Genomic DNA, 17,751 nt, shown 5'->3' with positions numbered 1-17,751 from the left:
AATGACCCGGCGTACCCGATGAATTTTTGTACTTAGCTCAAGTATTGACGCGATCGCCCATTTATTTCATCTCGATTTAAGCTTATTTACAAAAGTCAATCTAGCAAAACAATAAAAAAATCCTTAGCAACAAAAAGTCCCCCAAATTTTTGAGGGACAGAGACTCTCAAGGACGTTTTGTTGCTCAACGAATTGAAAGACTAGGACAGCCATTCTGGCGCTGATTCCTCTGGAGAATTAGTGCGGCGCTCTAAAGTCTCACGATTAAACTTCAGATGAATCGATCGCGTCTGTTCTCCATCTGCCGCTACCGCCATAATCGGGAAGTCAACTTCACCATCTTGAAAAGAGATTTGCATCCGGAAGGTACCATCAGGATTTAGCTTGATGGGTTGTCCAGCGATCGTCACGTTGGCATCTGCTTCAGTTGCGCCATGAATAATCAGCTCGGCATCAGCAATCATCCAAAATTGGCGTGGGCGAATAGGAGGCATGGACGCGGAGAAACCAATTCCTGACATTCCGATACCCGACATTCCGATACCCGACATTCCTGTGCCAGAAGTTGTATACATACCTGTACCTGACATGATACCGATACCGGACATCCCCATTCCCGATGTTCCCGTTCCCAAGAATCCGATACCTGACACAGTACCGACACCGGACATTCCTGCTGCACCCATACCTGACATTCCGACACCGGACATTCCCATACCCGACATCCCTGCTGCACCAATGCCCGACATTCCAATTCCAGACATCGTGCTGATACCTGACATTGTGCTGATACCTGACATTGTGCTGATACCCGACATGGTACCAATGCCCGACATCGTGCCCATTCCAGACATTCCGATCGCCCCGACACCGGATACCGTACTAGATGTCATCCCTACACCTGACATTCCAGTTGCACCCACACCGGACGATCGCCCAACGCCCGACATGTTTTCCGCTTCAGAGAAAGAACCTGCACCCGATGCCCATTGCCCCATACCCGAAGGGAAAACATAGGAACTGATAGATTCTTCTGGAACTTGTTGCACTGAGCCAAATACAGAGCCTGTCGATCGCTTCGACTCTGCCTTTTCTGCCAAGGCAAACGCCTCTTGATAGACAGGCATGGCAACACTAGCAACCGCTAGCTGCCTCGCAGGATGCACCAGACGGAGAAACGTTTTGCTCCGCAAGTCTTCGTCCCAGTCGATTGTAATGAACTGGTCATCGATCCAATCCGAGGGATAGACAGGCGCAATCCTCACCGATGCCGATCGCGCTAACATTAGCCAGCGCCCCTCTAGTGTGATGTAGCCAATCTCGATCATGTAATCGCGATCGCTCACTGGAACTGGCAAATACCACTCTCTTGCTAATTCGTCACACTCGTACTGCTGCAAGCTGTGCGGGCGCTGAGTCTCTATATCAACGTGGGTAATGTCGTAAAACCTTAGCGCCAGCCGTATGCCTCCTTGCTGACGTAGGCTCTCCTTACTGGCATTAGAGACATCCCAGTAGGCGTATGCCCATTGAGGATCACGAGGCATCAAGACAATACGGCTCTCGCCATAGCCATTGGGCAAATCGGGCAATGTTTCATCCACATCAGTTAATGAAACAGTGGCGAGTGAAGTACGGGAACGCTCAGCTTGCTCCTCATCAAACTTAACCCCTGCTTCTGCTGTCTGCGCTTCGAGAACACGAGTAGAGTCAGAAGCAGTTCGGAGCTGCTGAATTTCCAAAATAGAGTTAAGCAGCTGATCCTTACGCATCCGGCTATAGCGAGAAATATTCAACTCACTAGCCACTCGGCGGAGCTGTCGGAGGGTCATTTCCTCCACGGGTGGTCTTTGGGCAGACATAGAAAATACCTCCGGTTGTTCAGATATCAATCAGCTTTAACGAGCAAAATTAACAAAATTCAATAGATAAACGGCTATAGCGCTTTACAAGTGGCTTCCCATATAAAAAGGGCGATCGCTGCTCTGCAAATCTATCACTTTTCTTTGGGATCACAGCTTTCAGGCTATGGGGATCAACTTGCCTCTCCATAGTGCAGAAAATTCTTTCAGGAAGCAAGGGGGTGACAGGCTTGATTCTGAAGCGTTTTACGGGACTATAGGAAAAACGGGGATCGTAATGTCAAGAAATCCTGACATTTTGCAGCTCGCCTGGAGTCTACGCGATCGCCTAATGTTGTGAAATCATGACATTAGGCGATCGCCCATGCGACTGGTATACCATAAGCAAAATGAGTAAATTTGCTCATCAAGTGCAGATTCAATCTCAGCTGTGCGTCTGGTGAGTTTGCCTGTTTGAAGTACGCCATGCAAAGTCGGTTAATTAGCAAAGTTCTATCTCCTGCGGTGCGTCTGTGGATTAGATCGCAGGTTGAGTCGATCGCTCATCTAGAATTTCAAATTCAGGGCAGCGATCGCCAAATCCTCGCAGGCTGTATTCCAGGTGTTGTCGTCACGGCTGAAAAAGCCGTTTACCGAGGCATTCATATTAGCCAGACTGCTATTACTGCTGGGGAAATTCGGATTAATTTGAGTCAGGTTTTGCAAGGAAAGCCCTTAAGGCTGCTGGCAAAGATCCCGATCGCTGGAGAAGTTCAGTTTCAGCAAGACGACTTGAATCTCTCTCTCCGTTCGCCCTTGCTCAGTGAAGCCATGCGGTCGGCGCTACTGCCATTGCTGCGGTCTGGCATTACCGATCCTGCAACCGGAGAGCTTTGGGGCGATCGCCTTACTGACTTTCAACCCCATCAAGTGGTGTTGAGAGGCGATCGAGCGATTCTAACCCTTCAACTCATTGTCGAGAATCGAACCCTTCCCTTTATGTTGCGAACGGGTTTGCAGATGCTCAACGGCTCTCGTCTGCGGTTCGATCATCCAGAGTCTTTGTCCTCACCAGGAGCGGAGCAAGGGCAACCTCTCACTGCCTTTGAAACCTTTGAAGCGGATCTAGGGGAAGAAGTCAATCTTAGAGAACTACGGATTGCTGAAGGGAAAATCTTCTGTCAAGGGCAGATCAATGTGATACCGATTTAAAAGAATTTGTGGGCACATCGAACTCAGAAGGGGCTTGGCATTGCCAAGCCCGTACCGGGATCTGTCGTGGTTCCAATTCAAATTGGTATGACTCCAGCAGATTATTGAAAAGCTCAGCTAAATGTAGCTGCAAATCTTAAAGCCCTGGAAGTTTTGGTCAAACCTTCCTGATTAATGCCGGAACATTTTGGCGGGGCGCTTTGCGCCCCGCCAAAATGTTCCCAGCAAACGGATGATACCTCTACTTACCCAGCTTGCTGTCGTTTCGACTCCCATTCTTCGCGGCTAATCTCGCGGGTGTTTTTGACAACGGGTTTTGCAGAAGGCTGTCCAAACGAAGACTGACCAAAAGGCTTTGCCTGAATCTTGGTAGCAGACGAACGAGCTGGCAAATTACCCACATTGCGGTGGTGAAAATCGGCGGCTCGTCCATCACCCGCATGCTGCATATAGCGAACAAAATCTGCCTTTGTTTTCGAGTCCGTTTGTTCATCAAGGTAGCGGGCTACGCCCCAGACTTCGGCGGCATTCTTGAAGGCATCGGCAGTCGCCCGTTCGATCGGTGTCCCTCTTGCCATGTTTTTGCCGCTACTGCTCAGCAGCATAATTTCCGCATTGCCGACTCCCTGTTTGGCAATCCCGCCGATCGTAATAGTACAGGTGATGGCGCAGTAATCACCCAAGTAGGATGGAGCCGAGTAAGACACCTCCCAGTCAGGGCAAACTTCGTCAAATCGTTCGCGGATTGTCTGCCAAGGAATATAGAACCATTTGCTACCGCCCGGTAAATCTCTCTCTCGGTGTGCTTCGGGTGGAAACCAGGCTTTGAGTTGGGTGGTAATGTCTCGAATGTCCATATTGCTCTCTAGATATGCAGTGTGGCAAAGGTTTTCAATTCGTAGCGCATCCAGCAAGTCAGAATCAGGTTGGGCAACTGGCAATTGGGAGCGATCGCCCTTGCGGTAGGTGGAAACCAGCATGTTTGTGGAAGATTGAGCTGCTTCCATTATAGTACAAAAGAACTATGCGGGGCTACCATGCCAGAAAACTATCCCCATCGATGTAGCATTACGTAATCGAGTGAGGATGAGTTATTTTTTGAGAGCTGCGCAGAGCGCAGCTCTCAAAAAATAACTCATTGGGTCTAAGCGCGTAGCGCCATATCAAGTAGGGACTATTGGGTAGAGACTTTCCGTCGGAGATAGATTACTAACCCCACAAACAGCCCGATGCCCGTTGCATATTTCACCAGATCGGGAATGGCAGGATTGGGGGAAAAGAACCCCTCGATCGTTCCGGCAATAATCAGCAGCGGCACAATCCCAAACATCAGCTGAGCTGCCTGCTGACCATAGAGCTTCAGGGCATCCCCACGCCGATATTGCCCCGGAAACAAAATCGCCCGCCCCAACAAAAACCCTGCGGCTCCGGCAAAAAAAATCGCGGGTAGCTCCAAAGCGCCATGGGGAAACACAAACGCCCAAAAGGGATAGGAAAGATTGTTTTGAGCCACCAGCGCGGCGATCGCCCCCAACGAGATGCCGTTAATCACCATAATGTAGGTGGTCGCCAATCCGGCTGTCATACCGCCCGCCAACGCGCTAAAAGACACCCGAATATTGTTGATCATGATATTGGCAGAGGCAAATGGCTCTACGCCCAGGATAGAACCCATCCAAAGCTCCTGGCGATCGCGCACCTGAGAAATCAGATCGGGTGGCACCACCAGAGCCAGATAAGTGGGATCACGCCATGCCAACCACCAGCTCACTAAGCCAGGAACTAACAGCAGCGCTGTAGACAGGGCAATGTAGCCTCTAGTTTGCTGCACAACGGCAGGAAAGCCCCAGAGATAGAATTGTCGAATCGCTCTCCATTCTTGCCGCCGCGATCCTTGATAGATTTGTGCATAGCTACGGGTCGCCAAAGTCTGCAAATTTTGCACGATCAGGTTTCCCACCTGATGGGTACGGGCACGAGCCAAATCTGCTGACGTAGAGCGATAAAGGCTGGCTAGCGTCTGAACTTCTTTTGCCTTAAGAGATTTAATGCCAAATTTTTCTACTCGATCGAGCAAACTTTCCAACTGTTTCCAGGTCTGTTCTCGTCGCGCAACCCAACGCTGAATATCCATCTTTGTCTGTCTCTAGTTTTGACTTTAAGTTCTAACTTTAAGTTCTGACCTTATAGTGCTTTGCGCTTGGCTAAGTGTGGGTCATTTTTCAGAAACCCTGCTCCGCACGGCTTCTAAAAAATAACTGTGGTTTATGCAATTGAAAGCTGTAATGCGTATTCTGCTGAAATTTAGACGATAGTTTGAGTAATACAGATCAATAAACTCAGCTTGTAGGAGGTGATTCACTGCCTCTGATCCGGCTGAGGATGTGTTTCGATTGAAACAGGGAAACATAGGAATGCCGTATTCATTTGCACCTGAAATCTGGGAGAAAGTAGCAGATGGCTTCAAGTTCTGATCCTCAAGGTTTGGTTCAGCCGTTGAGCGTTGGCAATGTCGTCAGCGTCGGGCTGCGGCTCTATAGCGACCACTTCAAACAGTATATGGGGGTGGCGCTGGTTGCCACACTGTGGATTTTGCTACCCATTGTGACGATCGCCCTGATCGTCGGTTTTTTTGCGTCGGTGCAAGACTACTATGCCCTGCTAGGGCTAATTATTCCCGCATGGCTGGTGTTGTTAGCCTACTGTGTCGGCAAATATATGGCAGATTCGGCAGCGATCGCCCGACTAGCGTTTGGGGAACTGACACAACAGCCTGAATCAACGCAGCAAGCCAAGAAGTTTACCAGTTCGCGTCTGTGGTGGTTTTGGGTCACTTCACTCCTGACTTCGCTGATTTTTGGCGGCGTTTTAACTGCGTTCTATTTGCTCGTGGCGGTGCTATTTGCCGTCGCCTTTGGAGCGGTTGGCGGTTTGTCGGTGCTTCAATCCGCAGCGCCAGAGGCCGTGTTTGAGAGAATCGCTAGTAGCCCTGGGTTTCTGCTAACTTTTGGTCTGGGTATGCTGGTGGTTGTGGTTCTTTTCATTGCGATCTTTGGCTGGTTCAGCGCTCGCTTTTCCATCGCCGATGTGCCATTGGCGATCGAATTAGATATGGATGGGGCGCGATCGGTCGGTCGAAGCTGGCAGCTGACGAAAAAAAGCGCGTGGCGCATCTTTTTGATTCTGTTTATTGCCGCTATGATTGCGTTCGTTTTGCAGCTCTTGATTCAAATTGTCACCAGCATTATTAGCGGTGTCCTAGTAGCCATCCAGCCTTCAGGAGTTTCCGCGCTCTATCTTCTGTCCATAACGGTTAGCTATATTTTTGCCTTCATGACCAGCGCTTTGTTTTTACCCTTCTGGCAAACCATCAAAGCTGCCCTGTATTACGACTTGCGTAGCCGTCGAGAAGGTCTTGGCTTACGGTTACGTGGCTAGTACACCCAGCGATTGCCCATTCATGTATCTCCCCCATGCGCCTTTTTAACAGAGTTAAACTGCTGACTCCCGAAAGCGTTGAGCTAGAGTTTACGCTAGCTGGCATTGGCAGCCGAGCGCTGGCACTCTCCCTCGACTACACCTTTTTGCTGCTGTGTCTGCTGCTATTTTGGACGGTGTGGGGCATCATTTCCAATCAGGTTTTAAATTACCTGGAGAATACAGGAGCTGCCTACCAAAGTCTGCCTATTTGGCTAGGAGCGATCGCGCTTCTGGTCAGCTTTGCAATTTTTGTGGGTTACTTTGTGTTTTTTGAGATGCTGTGGCAGGGGCAAACACCCGGAAAGCGCCTGACTAAGATTCGGGTGATTCGCGATAACGGCAGACCCATCAGAATGAGTCAGGCGACATTACGAGCCTTGCTCAGACCGCTAGATGATTTCTTTTTCACCGGAGCTTTTCTTATTTTCTTTGGCAAGCGAGAAAAGCGGCTAGGCGACTGGGTTGCCGGAACGCTGGTAGTGCAGGAGGAGCGACCGCAAAGTCGGTCTGGCATTTTGGTCAGTCCAGAGGCAAAGCGGTTAGCGGCGGATCTGCCTCAAATGACGCAGTTAACCCAGCTCTTGCCCGACGACTTTGCGGTGATCCGCGAATATCTTCAGCGCCGAGGCTTTATGGATGCCAAAGCTAAAAGCGAACTTAGCCTAAATCTGGCGCGACAAACGAGGGCGATCGTCCAGCTTGCAGAAATCCCGCCAGGATTAACTTCTGATCAATTTCTGGAGGCAGTTTATCTGGCTTATCAAGAGCAGTTCCCGACCTATTGAGCGATTTGCAGACTATTTCTTGCAGACTACTTTTCGCAGATCACTTTTCTAGGCGCACCGCATACCACTGCAAAAACTGCCCTGGCTCCATATCTAGCTCACAGGTTGTCTCCATCAGATGCCTCGCCTGATCGGTGAGGTCAGTAAACCGCTGCAAATCTTGGGGCAAATCATCTTGGCGATCGCCCAAAATGACCTTTAGCTTTTCCAGCAGCTCTGTGGGCGTGAGAAATTGCTCTGGCTGGTTGGGTTCCAGAATGACGTAGGCTTCATTCGCCTGATACATCAGCGGATCGGGCATAGCGAGACGGATAAAGGGCTTGCTGAGATTTTTATACGAATCACCCGAAACGCCACAAAAAGTTCTTGTGGCGCTTCAATGTGGCAATTTACTCGTTTTCCGCAAATACGAAGTGGTGAAGTTCGCTAGGATCGGGTTCTGGGCTGTCTTGAGCAAACTGAACGGCTTCCTCAACCTCGGCTTGAATCCGCCGCTCGATCGCCTTCAGCTCTTCTTCTTCAAAAAGCTGCTGATCGATTAGATGAGCCTTCAGCTTTTTAATTGGATCGCGGGCTAGCCAAAACTCTTTTTCGGCCTTAGAGCGCAGTTCGTCTGGGTCTGCCAGAGAATGTCCTCGAAAACGGTAGGTCAAGCACTCAATCAGGGTAGGTCCCTCACCCGCACGGGCACGTCTCACCGCCTCTTGAGCCACCGTGCGCACTGCCAAAACATCCATGCCGTCTACTTCAACTCCCGGCATTCCAAAAACGCTGGCTTTCTTGTAGATTTCCGGCTGGGAGGTGGCGCGTTCGTGAGCCATGCCGATCGCCCACTTATTATTTTCTACAACAAACAAAATCGGCAGTTTCCACAATGCCGCCATGTTCAGGCATTCAAAAAACTGACCGTTGTTGCTAGTACCATCGCCAAAAAATGCCGCCGTCACCTGATCCGCAGAGGCATCCCCCATCGATTCGCGCCGATATTTCGACTGAAATGCGGCTCCTAGCGCGACTGGAATGCCCTCGCCGATGAAGGCGTATCCCCCCAGAAGCCGATGCTCGGATGAAAACAGGTGCATAGATCCGCCACGCCCCTTACTGCACCCTGTGGCTTTGCCAAATAGCTCTGCCATGACTTCGCGGGCAGGTACGCCAGCGCTGAGGGCATGGACATGATCTCGGTAGGTGCTGCACACATAGTCTTCACCCGGACGCATCGCCTGGATGACGCCCGTCGAAACCGCTTCCTGTCCGTTATAAAGGTGGACAAACCCAAACATCTTGCCCCGATAGTACATTTCAGCGCACTTGTCTTCAAACATGCGCCCCAGATTCATGTCTTCGTAGAGCCTTTGCCCTTCTTCTCGCGAGATGGATGCGATCGAAGGCAGTGTGGGGATGATCCGTTCCTCAATCATGGGCGTACAGTATCCTTTAGAAAGCGGTGTAGTCTTTAGATATATTCATTCCAAGATAACCCGGTCAGCACCCTTGTGAGAAAGGATTATGTTGACATGACTCAGGGCAACCGTATCTACCTATACCTAAAGCAGATTATTTTAAGCTTTGCTCAGCTAAAAGCACATAAAACCGTTATCTGACTCGGTTAATTTATATCTGTGTCAGCTAACCTTAAGGGCAATCTTCCTGTAAATTAAGTTACGCGCCGATCTACCCTCGGTCAACCGCTTAGTACGGAAATATTTCAGTATAGAAGTACTTCTCTGGATGACTGAGTGGCTCGATCGCTCCACTCAACAGATGGAAAATAAATAGGACTTACGCATTTTTGTTGTGTGTGGTGGGCGCAGCCCACCACACACAACAAAAATGCATTACGGCTGGCTTGCGTAAGTCCTAATAAAGTAAGCTCTTGGCTTTCGGCTTCCTTGCTGAAAATCGCTTGTGCTATGGCTCACGTGAGTTTCGCCCTTACTCCAAGCCCTATTGCTCACGCTATGGCTTGCTCTGTAGCTTTAGCACGCTAGCTCCAATGCACTTATATGCCAGGGGTTACGATATGAGCAGTTGCAATCCTTTAGAGTCCGAAGTATAACCAAGTGTAAATTTGATTCAGGTTTTGATAGAGAGTAAGATCAAGCTTCTCAATTAGAAAATATATGTAAACGCTTTAGAAAATATGTGTAAAAGCTGCTGATTTTTTGTCTATGGTTGGGGTGAATTTTGGCGAACGCTCTTACAGAGGTTCCGCCAAAATTAAATAGTGGGGTTAAATCGCAACCGCGATGAGTGGGAAAAGCTGGGGTTTTAATGGATTTATTAGTTGCGGGGATGGGAATTGTGCGAATTCCGCTCGATTATTATCGGATTTTAGGTTTACCAACTCAAGCCACGGCTGATCAGCTGCGGCAAGCTCATCGCGATCGCTCCCAGCAACTTCCCAGGCGCGAATTCTCGGAGGCGGCGATCGCCTCGCGGCGGCAGCTTTTGGATGTAGCCTACGCAGTACTCTCTGATCCGGAGGCGCGTCAAGAGTATGATGTTCGCTTTCTGGCTAAATCTTATGAGCTTTTGGATGCAGGTAGAAGTATAGAACCTGACAGCGAGATTGGCCGCGAACAAATGGCCGTTCAGGACTCAAGCACTGATCCCCACAGCCCAAGTATCGAAATTTCAGAATCTCAGTTTATTGGTGCCCTTGTGGTTCTGTTTGAGCTGGGGGAATATGAGCTAGTGCTGCGGCTGGGTCGTCCGTACCTCAGCGGCGGCAACCTTAGCCTCAAAGCTGGCGAATTCGGCGACCCAGAGATTGTGTCAGCCGATATTGTTTTAACGGTGGCGCTCTCTTGCCTAGAACTCGGACGAGAGCAATGGCAGCAGGGACAGTATGAAAATGCGGCTGAATCTCTGGAGACGGGGCAACAGCTTTTGTTACGAGAAGGAATTTTTGCAAGTCTACGGGGTGAGATGCGATCCGATCTTTATAAATTGCGACCCTACCGAATTTTAGAGCTGCTGGCTATGCCCGGAAACCGGGAGGATGTGAGGCGGCAGGGGCTGAGCCTACTGGAGGATATGCTGCACGATCGCGGTGGCATTGATGGCTCTGCAGACGATCATTCGGGGTTGGGAGTCGATGATTTCCTCCGATTCATTCAGCAGTTGCGCAGCTATTTGACCGCAACCGAGCAGCAAACCCTGTTTGAGGCTGAGGCTCAGCGTCCCTCGGCGGTTGCGTCCTATCTAGCCGTCTATGCGCTGCTAGCTCGCGGATTTGCCGAACGTCAGCCTTCCCTCATCCGACGGGCAAAATTAGTGCTGCTGCGGCTAGGCACCAAGCAAGATGTGCATCTGGAGCAAGCCGTTTGCGCTCTGCTGTTAGGACAAACCGATGAAGCCAGTCGGGCGCTAGGGCTAAGCCAGGAATTTGACTCGCTTGCTTTTATCCGGGAGCATTCTCAAGGATCGCCTGACCTGCTGCCTGGGCTTTGCCTGTACAGCGAACGCTGGCTGCAAACTGAAGTGTTTCCCCACTTCCGCGACCTGTCGAGAAAGCAGCCCTCTCTGAAAGAATATTTCGCTGACGAGGATGTACAGGCTTACCTAGAGGAACTGCCCAACGAGCCAGAGATGTCGGTGGCATGGAGCCGATCGCCTGCTCCCCGGCAGACCCCTCGACAGTCGCCCCGTCGAGAATCTGATGTCCCCTACACGCCGCGCATGAGACCGCTCGAAACGGGTCGAGTATCGAGTGAGAATATTTCTGTCACCGATTCTGAACACGTTAACTCAGGGTATGCCAATAACGGCTCAGGCTTGTCTGAGGTGATTTACCCGACTTCTACGGATACGGGTAACGGCTACAGCGGGGACTCGATAGATCGGTCTGAATCGTCTGGTACTGCCCCAACGCGAGTCGGGCAAGATGCTCCTTCTCGGCGTTCTCCTGCCCCTCGACTCGATCGCCTCTTGTTTTTGGCGGCGCTAGGAATTTTAGGCTTGCTGTTGCTAGGTTTTCTGGGCAGCAGGCTTTTGGGTGGGCGATCGCAGACTGCAACCGCCAGTGCAATAACGAAAGCTGAGCAGGGCTTTGGTCAGCTGACTCAGCAGGGCAGACCTGCGACCGCCAGCGCTTCCTTAACGCCAGAAGAAGCAAAATCTGTGATCGAGTCCTGGCTGGCGGCAAAGGCAGCTGCAATGGGCGAAAATCATGACTTGACGCAGCTCGATAAGGTGCTGGCTGAGCCGATTCTGTCTCAGTGGAAAGGGGATGCAGAGCAGGTAAAGGCTGCCAATTCTTATCTGGTGTACGAACACTCTAACGTAGAGGTCACCTCAGTAGAGACAGAAGGCTCTCCAGCTTCACCAACCGATACAGCTTCGTCGGGTACAGCCTCACCAGCTGACCCATCTACAGACAGCTCGCCCACCGTTTCACCGACAGAGGGGGCGATCGCTTCCCCCTCTGATTCTGCCAGCCCAATTCCTACGGCAGGAGAGACTAATCGCGCCACAGTAGAGGCAACGGTCACCGAAAAGATTCAGCCTTACTCCAATGGAAGACCCGATGGCAACACTGCCAGTCCTGAAAATCTGCGGGTTCAGTATTCCCTCATTCGGCAGGGCGACCAATGGCGGATCGAATCTATTCAGGCGCTCTAAACCATCCTGCCCGGAGATCTCCAACATGGGTTTTCAAGACGGGTTTTTCTCCTAGACTGGAGGAATGACAGACTCTTTGATCCAAGCCTATTTACCGCTCTTTCTTTGGACGGGACTAGGAGTAGTCTTATTGCGCTTTTTGCCGGAGTCGCTGCCTCGCGTACTAGGGCGCAGTCTCTACTGGGTGGGTGTGCCTTTAGAAATACTGGCATTGGCACGCCAGACTCACTTTTCAAGGCAGGTTGGGTTAGCGCCCATTGTAACGATCGCCGGACTCATCGTCGTTTGGGGCTTGGCTTGGCTCAGTCTTCAGGCAGTTCGGCAATTGCCTTTCCCTTTATCCAGTGCTGAGAAGCCAAAAGCTGAGAAGCCAAAAGCTGAGAAGAGTGAAACCCTACAGGAACCTGATGCTGCTCCAATTGCAGAAATTGATCCCTGGCACGATCGCGCTCGACGAGGCAGCTTTATTCTCACCTCAATTTTTGGCAATACGGGATTTGTGGGCTTGGCGATCGCGCCTGCTTTTGTCGATTCTGCCTATGCGAGCTGGCTGGTGCTTTACAGCGTGACGCAAAACGTGGTAGGCACCTATGGGATTGGCGTGTTTTTGTCGAGCTACTATGGGCGCAGTCTGCAAAAGAGCCACTGGTGGACGCAGATTCGGGATGTGCTGACTGTACCTTCGCTCTGGGCATTTGCGATCGGTTCTTCTACCCGTTCGGTGGTATTGCCAGAGGCGATCGAGTTTGGGCTTGAGGCTTCCGTGTGGGTGGTCATCCCGGCGGCTCTTCTGCTCATGGGAATGCGGCTGAGCCAGTTGCGAGGCTGGTCGAGTCTACGCCTTGCTATTGTCCCAGCTTTGCTAAAAGTGGTGGTTAGCCCGGTGCTGATTGGATTGCTGACTCCATTCATCGGTCTGGGAGGCGATGCGCGTCTTGCCCTGGTTTTAATGTCGGGAATGCCCTCAGCGTTTGCCGGATTGATTTTGGCAGAAGAATATCAGCTCGATCGCGAACTCATTGCCAGCAGCATTGTATTGTCTACCGCGATGCTGCTGCTGACTATCCCGCTGTGGTTGGTGCTGTTTGCTTGAAGGACGCTTGCGGAAACGCCGATCGCTCCGACTGTCCTGCCAATAGCCCTGCCGACTGAATCACCAGCACCGCGCAGGGAGAATGGTGCAACACATAGTTGCTGACGCTGCCCAGTAGCGCCTCGGTCAAACCCTTGCGTCCTCGCCGACCCACTATCATTAGATCGGCTTGCCACTGCTGAGCCGCTTCACAAAGACCTTGCCCCGGTTCAGCAATTTTGTACTGATAGGTTGCCGCCACGTCTGCCTGTCTTGCCAAATCGTAAAAATGCTGCAAGGTCGCCTGAATTTCTTGAATCTGCTGCTCTAAACGGACAAGCTCACCCTGATAAGCCTGATTAATAAACTGTGGCGATACGCCAAACTCGCCAGGGAAGACGGGAGACAGTGCCACTGTGTCTGCTGACACGCTATGAAACAACATTAAATTTGCCTGATTGGTTTTTGCCAGATCAAGCGCCTGTTCAAACACTAACTGGCTGAGGGGAGAGTGATCGATCGCCGCCAGAATTCGCTTAAATCCCATTGTGCTGTCCTCCGAAGCTCGTATTCAAGCTCATGCTCCAAAGCTATCGCAACATTTGCAGGAATAGCGAGTTTGCAATAAGGCTTAATTTGTCGGGTCAAGTATTGTATGCTAAGCAATCTCTAGCTTCGATCAGGAGAAATAGGTCATGTGTGGAATTGTGGGCTATATCGGCAATCAGACCGCAAGCGCAATTTTGCTGGCAGGGCTGCGAAAATTGGAGTATCGAGGCTATGACTCTGCGGGCATTGCCACCCTTTGGGACGATGAAATTCACTGTGTCCGGGCTAAGGGCAAGCTGCAAAATTTACAGGATAGATTAGAAGGCGTGGAAAATCCGGCGCAGGTCGGCATTGGACATACGCGCTGGGCAACCCACGGCAAGCCCGAAGAATACAATGCCCATCCCCACATGGACACCGCTCGCCGGATTGCAGTGGTGCAAAACGGCATTATCGAGAACTATCGAGACTTGCGGGAAGACCTGAAAGCGAAAGGACACGAGTTTCGCTCTGACACCGATACTGAGGTGATTCCCCACCTGATTGCGGAATATTTGAAGGCCATCCGAGCAGAAGAGCACCTGACTCCTTTTCTGGAAGCCGTTCGCCGAGCCGTTAATGACCTGCGCGGTGCTTTTGCTTTGGCGATCGTCAATGCTGACTATCCCGATGAGCTGATCGCGGTCAAGCAGCAGGCTCCTCTGGCGATCGGCTTTGGCAAAGGCGAGTTTTTCTGTGCTTCGGATACGCCCGCGTTAGTCAGCCACACGCGCACGGTGCTGACCTTGGAGAACGGCGAGATTGCCCGTCTGACGCGTCTGGGCGTAGAGGTATATAACTTTGCGGGCGATCGCCTCCGCAAAACGCCGCAAACGCTGAATTGGAACCCCATTCTGGTGGAAAAGCAGGGCTTCAAGCACTTCATGCTCAAGGAAATCTATGAGCAGCCGGGAGTCGTGCGGGCAGGTCTAGAAGCCTATTTGGATAGCGAATGGACAGCACAGTCTCTCACATCGCCCATTCACCTGAGCCTACCAGAAGAGTTTTATGCTGACCTAGAGCAAATTCAAATTGTGGCGTGTGGTACGAGCTGGCACGCAAGCCTGGTAGGGAAGTACCTGCTAGAGCAGCTTGCGGATATTCCGACGCAGGTACAGTATGCCTCAGAGTTTCGCTATGGGGCTTCCCCGCTGACTCCCCATACGCTGACGATCGGCGTGACTCAATCGGGCGAGACGGCTGACACCCTATCGGCACTAGATATGGAGAAGCGTCGCAGAACCGAGATGGGTGGAAAATTTCAGCCGAAGCTGTTGGGCATTACCAACCGAACGGACAGCACCCTCAGCCACTTAGTCGATCACCTGATTAATACTCATGCAGGGATTGAGATTGGGGTGGCAGCTACCAAAACCTTTACGGCTCAGCTGGTTGCCTTCTACTGCTTGGCGATCGATCTTGCCTATCGTCGTAAAACGCTGTCGCTCGATCGCCTAGAGGAAATCGTCACAGAACTACGGCTGCTGCCTGCCCAAATTGAGTCGATTTTGGAAGTGCAAGAACGGTATGTGGAGCAGTTAGCCCATGAGTTCACCGAAACTCAAGACTTTATTTTTATCGGGCGCGGCATCAATTTCCCGATCGCCCTGGAAGGCGCTTTGAAACTCAAAGAGATCAGCTACATCCATGCCGAAGGCTATCCAGCCGGAGAAATGAAGCATGGGCCGATCGCCCTGCTAGATGAAAAAGTGCCCGTGGTGGCGATCGCGATGCCGGGAATGGTCTATGAAAAGGTTTTGTCTAATGCCCAGGAGGCAAAGGCGCGAGATGCAAAGCTAATTGGCGTTACGCCCATGAATGATGCAGAAGCAGCAGAGGTCTTCGATCATCTGCTGCCTGTACCCGCTGTAGAAGAGTTACTATCTCCTATTCTGACGGTGATTCCACTACAGTTTTTGGCCTATCACATTGCAGCTCGTAGAGGCTTAGATGTCGATCAGCCGCGCAACTTGGCAAAATCAGTTACCGTGGAGTAACCTGTCTTCCGTAGCAGTTTCATATTGTACAAAGGGAATAGGGTTCTTAAGTAGGGAATAGAATTCTTAAGTAGGGAATAGAATTCTTTACTAACTGGCACAGAGCATAAATACTTAGTCATTGAAACCTCTGATACACAAGCACTGCGGGTAGAAATAGTTTAACCGTTTGATCTGCTTGACGCATGGAAGTGGTATTCTCTGCTAGTTATGAATAGGAAAAGGGAAAAGCAATTTCCCCTTCTAGTTCCGTAAGCAAACTCTGTAGGGTTGCTAACTGGTAACTCTAATCCCAAATTCTGGTGCGGCATAGAACAGCAATAGTTCAATGATGCAATTGGACTGGCAGCAGAGGCAGCAGAAGAGTAATCCTTAAAGGATCTTCAGAGACTCTAATGCTGAATTGATTGCTTCGTGAATCGATTCAAGCTTTGCAAGCTCTGGTCGTAACCCTGCTCGGCGAATCAGTTGCCATCTTTGCGGACAAACTCTCTCCTCTCTATAGCAATGCACCACCCAGTCGATTCGTCGCAATGCAAAAGATTCACGGGTTTCTACAACATTAGCTAGAACGTCCGATGTCAGCGGTAGCTTATCTGGATGTTTTTGAATCAAAGCTAGTTGACCGAGTTCTCGAGCGATCGCTGCAACTGTTACCTGGTTTGGTCGTCCTTCCTGCTTGTATAAACTGGTAGCAGAAAGTCTCGCTGCTTCTGCAAGTTCAGAATCTCGATTGCTCCAATCTACACGTAGAGATGGCGAGTTTATTTGTTGTTTAGGAGGTAGGTTAGATTCTAACCACTGGCGGTCATTTCGCCGTAACCAAGTATAAACTCTTTGAAATTGATTCTTCAGTTTCGTTCTTCGTGATGTAAGGTTTTCGCTTCGTGCAGTCAACCATTCTGCCCTGTAGTTCTCTAGAGTATTCGCTGGTACTCCTTCTTGATGTTCTAATGAAGAAACAAGCATCCTATTACTTCTGTTTGTTTGCCGTTTGCCCTGGCGTGGAAAAGGCAATTGCAGTGCAGCAGCGTGTAGTTTGACAGTAGTTGAATCAACTCCAAGCTCCCGTGCCATGCCTCGAAGACTAACTGTTGAATTTGCCCACAGTTCTTTCAACTTTTCTTCCCAAACTGAGCCAAAAGCTCGAACCTTTGTAATACGGAATTGATCCTCCTGAGTTTTATCAGGACCAGTACGGCAGTAGATGAAGCCACAAGAGCAATGGAATGTACCTATTGGCTTTCCGTGATCCTGAGTGTAGGTAATTTCACAATTGTGAATTACAGGTTGATGGAAGTGAGAAGCAGCTTGATTTAGACAAAGCCAAGGTCCCTTACCAAAAGACTTGAATTGATTAGGAAACTGGAAGAATGACTCGGCTGAGTACTTCAGAAATCGCATGAGCAATAGGTGGTGTAGGGGATGTTGAGATCCTTTGGGCGATCGAATTAACCGAAATAACCAGTTGTGCTGACTTTCAGCATTAATCTCACATTGAAGACTTTGCAGGAAATTGTTGGAATAGAAATGACAAAACTCGTTCAGCAACTGGCTAACCCGCACCCTACCGCTACTTGTAGCAAGTTCCCTCTCTGTGAGGAGTTGATGATAACGCTTCAACAGCACATCTAATCCGGACGGGGAAATAGTTTGCTTTAACAGCCAAGCAGCATCCTGTGCAATTTTCAGCAGAATTTTGTGGTGAGGTTGTATTACAGCGAGTGGGAGTGTCTTTGGTAGCTGAATTCCCTGCTCTGCTGCAACAAACTCATGGCGGGTTTTAGGCGTTAGAATTCGAACTTGGCTATTGACCAGACAAACATTATGTTCAGGACAAACCTGAACTCCTGGTAATTGGTGAAGACGATGCCAATAGTACTCACCAAATTCTTGTTCATCACGTAATGTACAGAGGGGACAAAATCTCAGCCATTCTGGAGGACGAACAGTACTTGCCATAACACCAGAGCGCATTTTGATAGCTGGTCCTCGTGCCCCTTCCATATCAGTCCAAAGTTTCTGAGCCTGTTTAGGATGTAAGAAAGGCGCAAAAAACGGAAAGAGTGTGTGGTTGTTGATTAGGTATTTGGTCGTATAGAACCCATTTGACATCTTCCGGCTTCTGCTTTAAGGTGCTTGAAGCCGTC

General features: G+C 50.3%; 13 protein-coding genes. 6 read left to right on the top strand and 7 right to left on the bottom strand.

Translation table 11 applies throughout. The features are described 5' to 3' along the window. Positions 1-200 precede the first annotated feature (200 nt). Entirely contained in the window at positions 201-1,862 is a 1,662-nt protein-coding gene (locus AC5JMP_RS10800; RefSeq protein WP_495851468.1) for a DUF4912 domain-containing protein, read from the bottom strand. A 465-nt stretch (positions 1,863-2,327) separates the two neighbouring features. On the opposite strand from AC5JMP_RS10800, the gene AC5JMP_RS10795 reads away from it, so the two are divergent. After that, a complete protein-coding gene (locus AC5JMP_RS10795) occupies positions 2,328-3,053 on the top strand; it encodes an LmeA family phospholipid-binding protein (protein ID WP_495851467.1) in 726 nt (241 codons plus the stop codon). Positions 3,054-3,298: 245 nt separating this feature from the next. Here the strand turns inward: AC5JMP_RS10795 and AC5JMP_RS10790 are convergent, their stop codons facing one another. Next, positions 3,299-4,060 carry a Rad52/Rad22 family DNA repair protein gene (locus tag AC5JMP_RS10790; protein WP_495851466.1) on the bottom strand — a complete coding sequence of 254 codons (762 nt, stop codon included), beginning with the start codon at positions 4,058-4,060 and terminating at the stop codon, positions 3,299-3,301. Positions 4,061-4,227: 167 nt separating this feature from the next. Further along, complete coding sequence (locus AC5JMP_RS10785) at positions 4,228-5,187, bottom strand: stage II sporulation protein M (protein ID WP_495851465.1); 960 nt, start codon at positions 5,185-5,187, stop codon at positions 4,228-4,230. 323 nt (positions 5,188-5,510) lie between these two features. Between AC5JMP_RS10785 and AC5JMP_RS10780 the strand changes: the two genes are divergently transcribed. After that, a complete protein-coding gene (locus tag AC5JMP_RS10780) occupies positions 5,511-6,491 on the top strand; it encodes a glycerophosphoryl diester phosphodiesterase membrane domain-containing protein (protein WP_495851464.1) in 981 nt (326 codons plus the stop codon). Positions 6,492-6,526: 35 nt separating this feature from the next. Continuing rightward, on the top strand, positions 6,527-7,318 hold the full coding sequence (locus tag AC5JMP_RS10775; protein WP_495851463.1) for an RDD family protein: 792 nt from the start codon (positions 6,527-6,529) through the stop codon (positions 7,316-7,318). 40 nt (positions 7,319-7,358) lie between these two features. Here AC5JMP_RS10775 and AC5JMP_RS10770 read toward each other — a convergent pair whose 3' ends face one another. Both AC5JMP_RS10770 and pdhA read right to left on the bottom strand, forming a co-directional pair. Then, the gene (locus AC5JMP_RS10770) at positions 7,359-7,619 is read right to left on the bottom strand and encodes a CRR7 family NDH-1 assembly protein (protein ID WP_495851462.1); all 261 of its coding nucleotides are present in this window, start codon (positions 7,617-7,619) and stop codon (positions 7,359-7,361) included. A gap of 88 nt (positions 7,620-7,707) precedes the next feature. Further along, positions 7,708-8,739: a pyruvate dehydrogenase (acetyl-transferring) E1 component subunit alpha gene (pdhA, locus tag AC5JMP_RS10765; protein WP_495851461.1), complete on the bottom strand. Its 1,032-nt coding sequence runs from the start codon at positions 8,737-8,739 to the stop codon at positions 7,708-7,710. An 853-nt stretch (positions 8,740-9,592) separates the two neighbouring features. Here pdhA and AC5JMP_RS10760 point away from each other — a divergent pair. Then, positions 9,593-11,944 carry an IMS domain-containing protein gene (locus tag AC5JMP_RS10760; protein ID WP_495851460.1) on the top strand — a complete coding sequence of 784 codons (2,352 nt, stop codon included), beginning with the start codon at positions 9,593-9,595 and terminating at the stop codon, positions 11,942-11,944. A 64-nt stretch (positions 11,945-12,008) separates the two neighbouring features. After that, entirely contained in the window at positions 12,009-13,037 is a 1,029-nt protein-coding gene (locus AC5JMP_RS10755; RefSeq protein WP_495851459.1) for an AEC family transporter, read from the top strand. Here the strand turns inward: AC5JMP_RS10755 and AC5JMP_RS10750 are convergent. Next, complete coding sequence (locus AC5JMP_RS10750) at positions 13,006-13,563, bottom strand: universal stress protein (RefSeq protein ID WP_495851458.1); 558 nt, start codon at positions 13,561-13,563, stop codon at positions 13,006-13,008. The genes AC5JMP_RS10755 and AC5JMP_RS10750 overlap by 32 nt on opposite strands. Before the next feature lie 148 nt (positions 13,564-13,711). Between AC5JMP_RS10750 and glmS the strand changes: the two genes are divergently transcribed. After that, complete coding sequence (gene glmS / locus AC5JMP_RS10745) at positions 13,712-15,601, top strand: glutamine--fructose-6-phosphate transaminase (isomerizing) (RefSeq protein WP_495851457.1); 1,890 nt, start codon at positions 13,712-13,714, stop codon at positions 15,599-15,601. A gap of 372 nt (positions 15,602-15,973) precedes the next feature. Here glmS and AC5JMP_RS10740 read toward each other — a convergent pair whose 3' ends face one another. After that, entirely contained in the window at positions 15,974-17,716 is a 1,743-nt protein-coding gene (locus AC5JMP_RS10740; protein ID WP_495851456.1) for a TnsD family Tn7-like transposition protein, read from the bottom strand. Between the last annotated feature and the right edge of the window lie 35 nt (positions 17,717-17,751).

The sequence above is a fragment of the Drouetiella sp. genome, from assembly GCF_059504425.1.
This window is presented reverse-complemented; position numbering and strand designations above follow the sequence as displayed.

What these genes read in the sequence shown, in the direction of transcription:
- AC5JMP_RS10800 (WP_495851468.1), bottom strand. Translation starts at nt 1,862, where the DNA reads ATGTCTGCCCAAAGACCACCCGTGGAGGAAATGACCCTCCGACAGCTC.
- AC5JMP_RS10795 (WP_495851467.1), top strand. Translation starts at nt 2,328, where the DNA reads ATGCAAAGTCGGTTAATTAGCAAAGTTCTATCTCCTGCGGTGCGTCTG.
- AC5JMP_RS10790 (WP_495851466.1), bottom strand. Translation starts at nt 4,060, where the DNA reads ATGGAAGCAGCTCAATCTTCCACAAACATGCTGGTTTCCACCTACCGC.
- AC5JMP_RS10785 (WP_495851465.1), bottom strand. Translation starts at nt 5,187, where the DNA reads ATGGATATTCAGCGTTGGGTTGCGCGACGAGAACAGACCTGGAAACAG.
- AC5JMP_RS10780 (WP_495851464.1), top strand. Translation starts at nt 5,511, where the DNA reads ATGGCTTCAAGTTCTGATCCTCAAGGTTTGGTTCAGCCGTTGAGCGTT.
- AC5JMP_RS10775 (WP_495851463.1), top strand. Translation starts at nt 6,527, where the DNA reads ATGCGCCTTTTTAACAGAGTTAAACTGCTGACTCCCGAAAGCGTTGAG.
- AC5JMP_RS10770 (WP_495851462.1), bottom strand. Translation starts at nt 7,619, where the DNA reads ATGCCCGATCCGCTGATGTATCAGGCGAATGAAGCCTACGTCATTCTG.
- pdhA (WP_495851461.1), bottom strand. Translation starts at nt 8,739, where the DNA reads ATGATTGAGGAACGGATCATCCCCACACTGCCTTCGATCGCATCCATC.
- AC5JMP_RS10760 (WP_495851460.1), top strand. Translation starts at nt 9,593, where the DNA reads ATGGATTTATTAGTTGCGGGGATGGGAATTGTGCGAATTCCGCTCGAT.
- AC5JMP_RS10755 (WP_495851459.1), top strand. Translation starts at nt 12,009, where the DNA reads ATGACAGACTCTTTGATCCAAGCCTATTTACCGCTCTTTCTTTGGACG.
- AC5JMP_RS10750 (WP_495851458.1), bottom strand. Translation starts at nt 13,563, where the DNA reads ATGGGATTTAAGCGAATTCTGGCGGCGATCGATCACTCTCCCCTCAGC.
- glmS (WP_495851457.1), top strand. Translation starts at nt 13,712, where the DNA reads ATGTGTGGAATTGTGGGCTATATCGGCAATCAGACCGCAAGCGCAATT.
- AC5JMP_RS10740 (WP_495851456.1), bottom strand. Translation starts at nt 17,716, where the DNA reads ATGTCAAATGGGTTCTATACGACCAAATACCTAATCAACAACCACACA.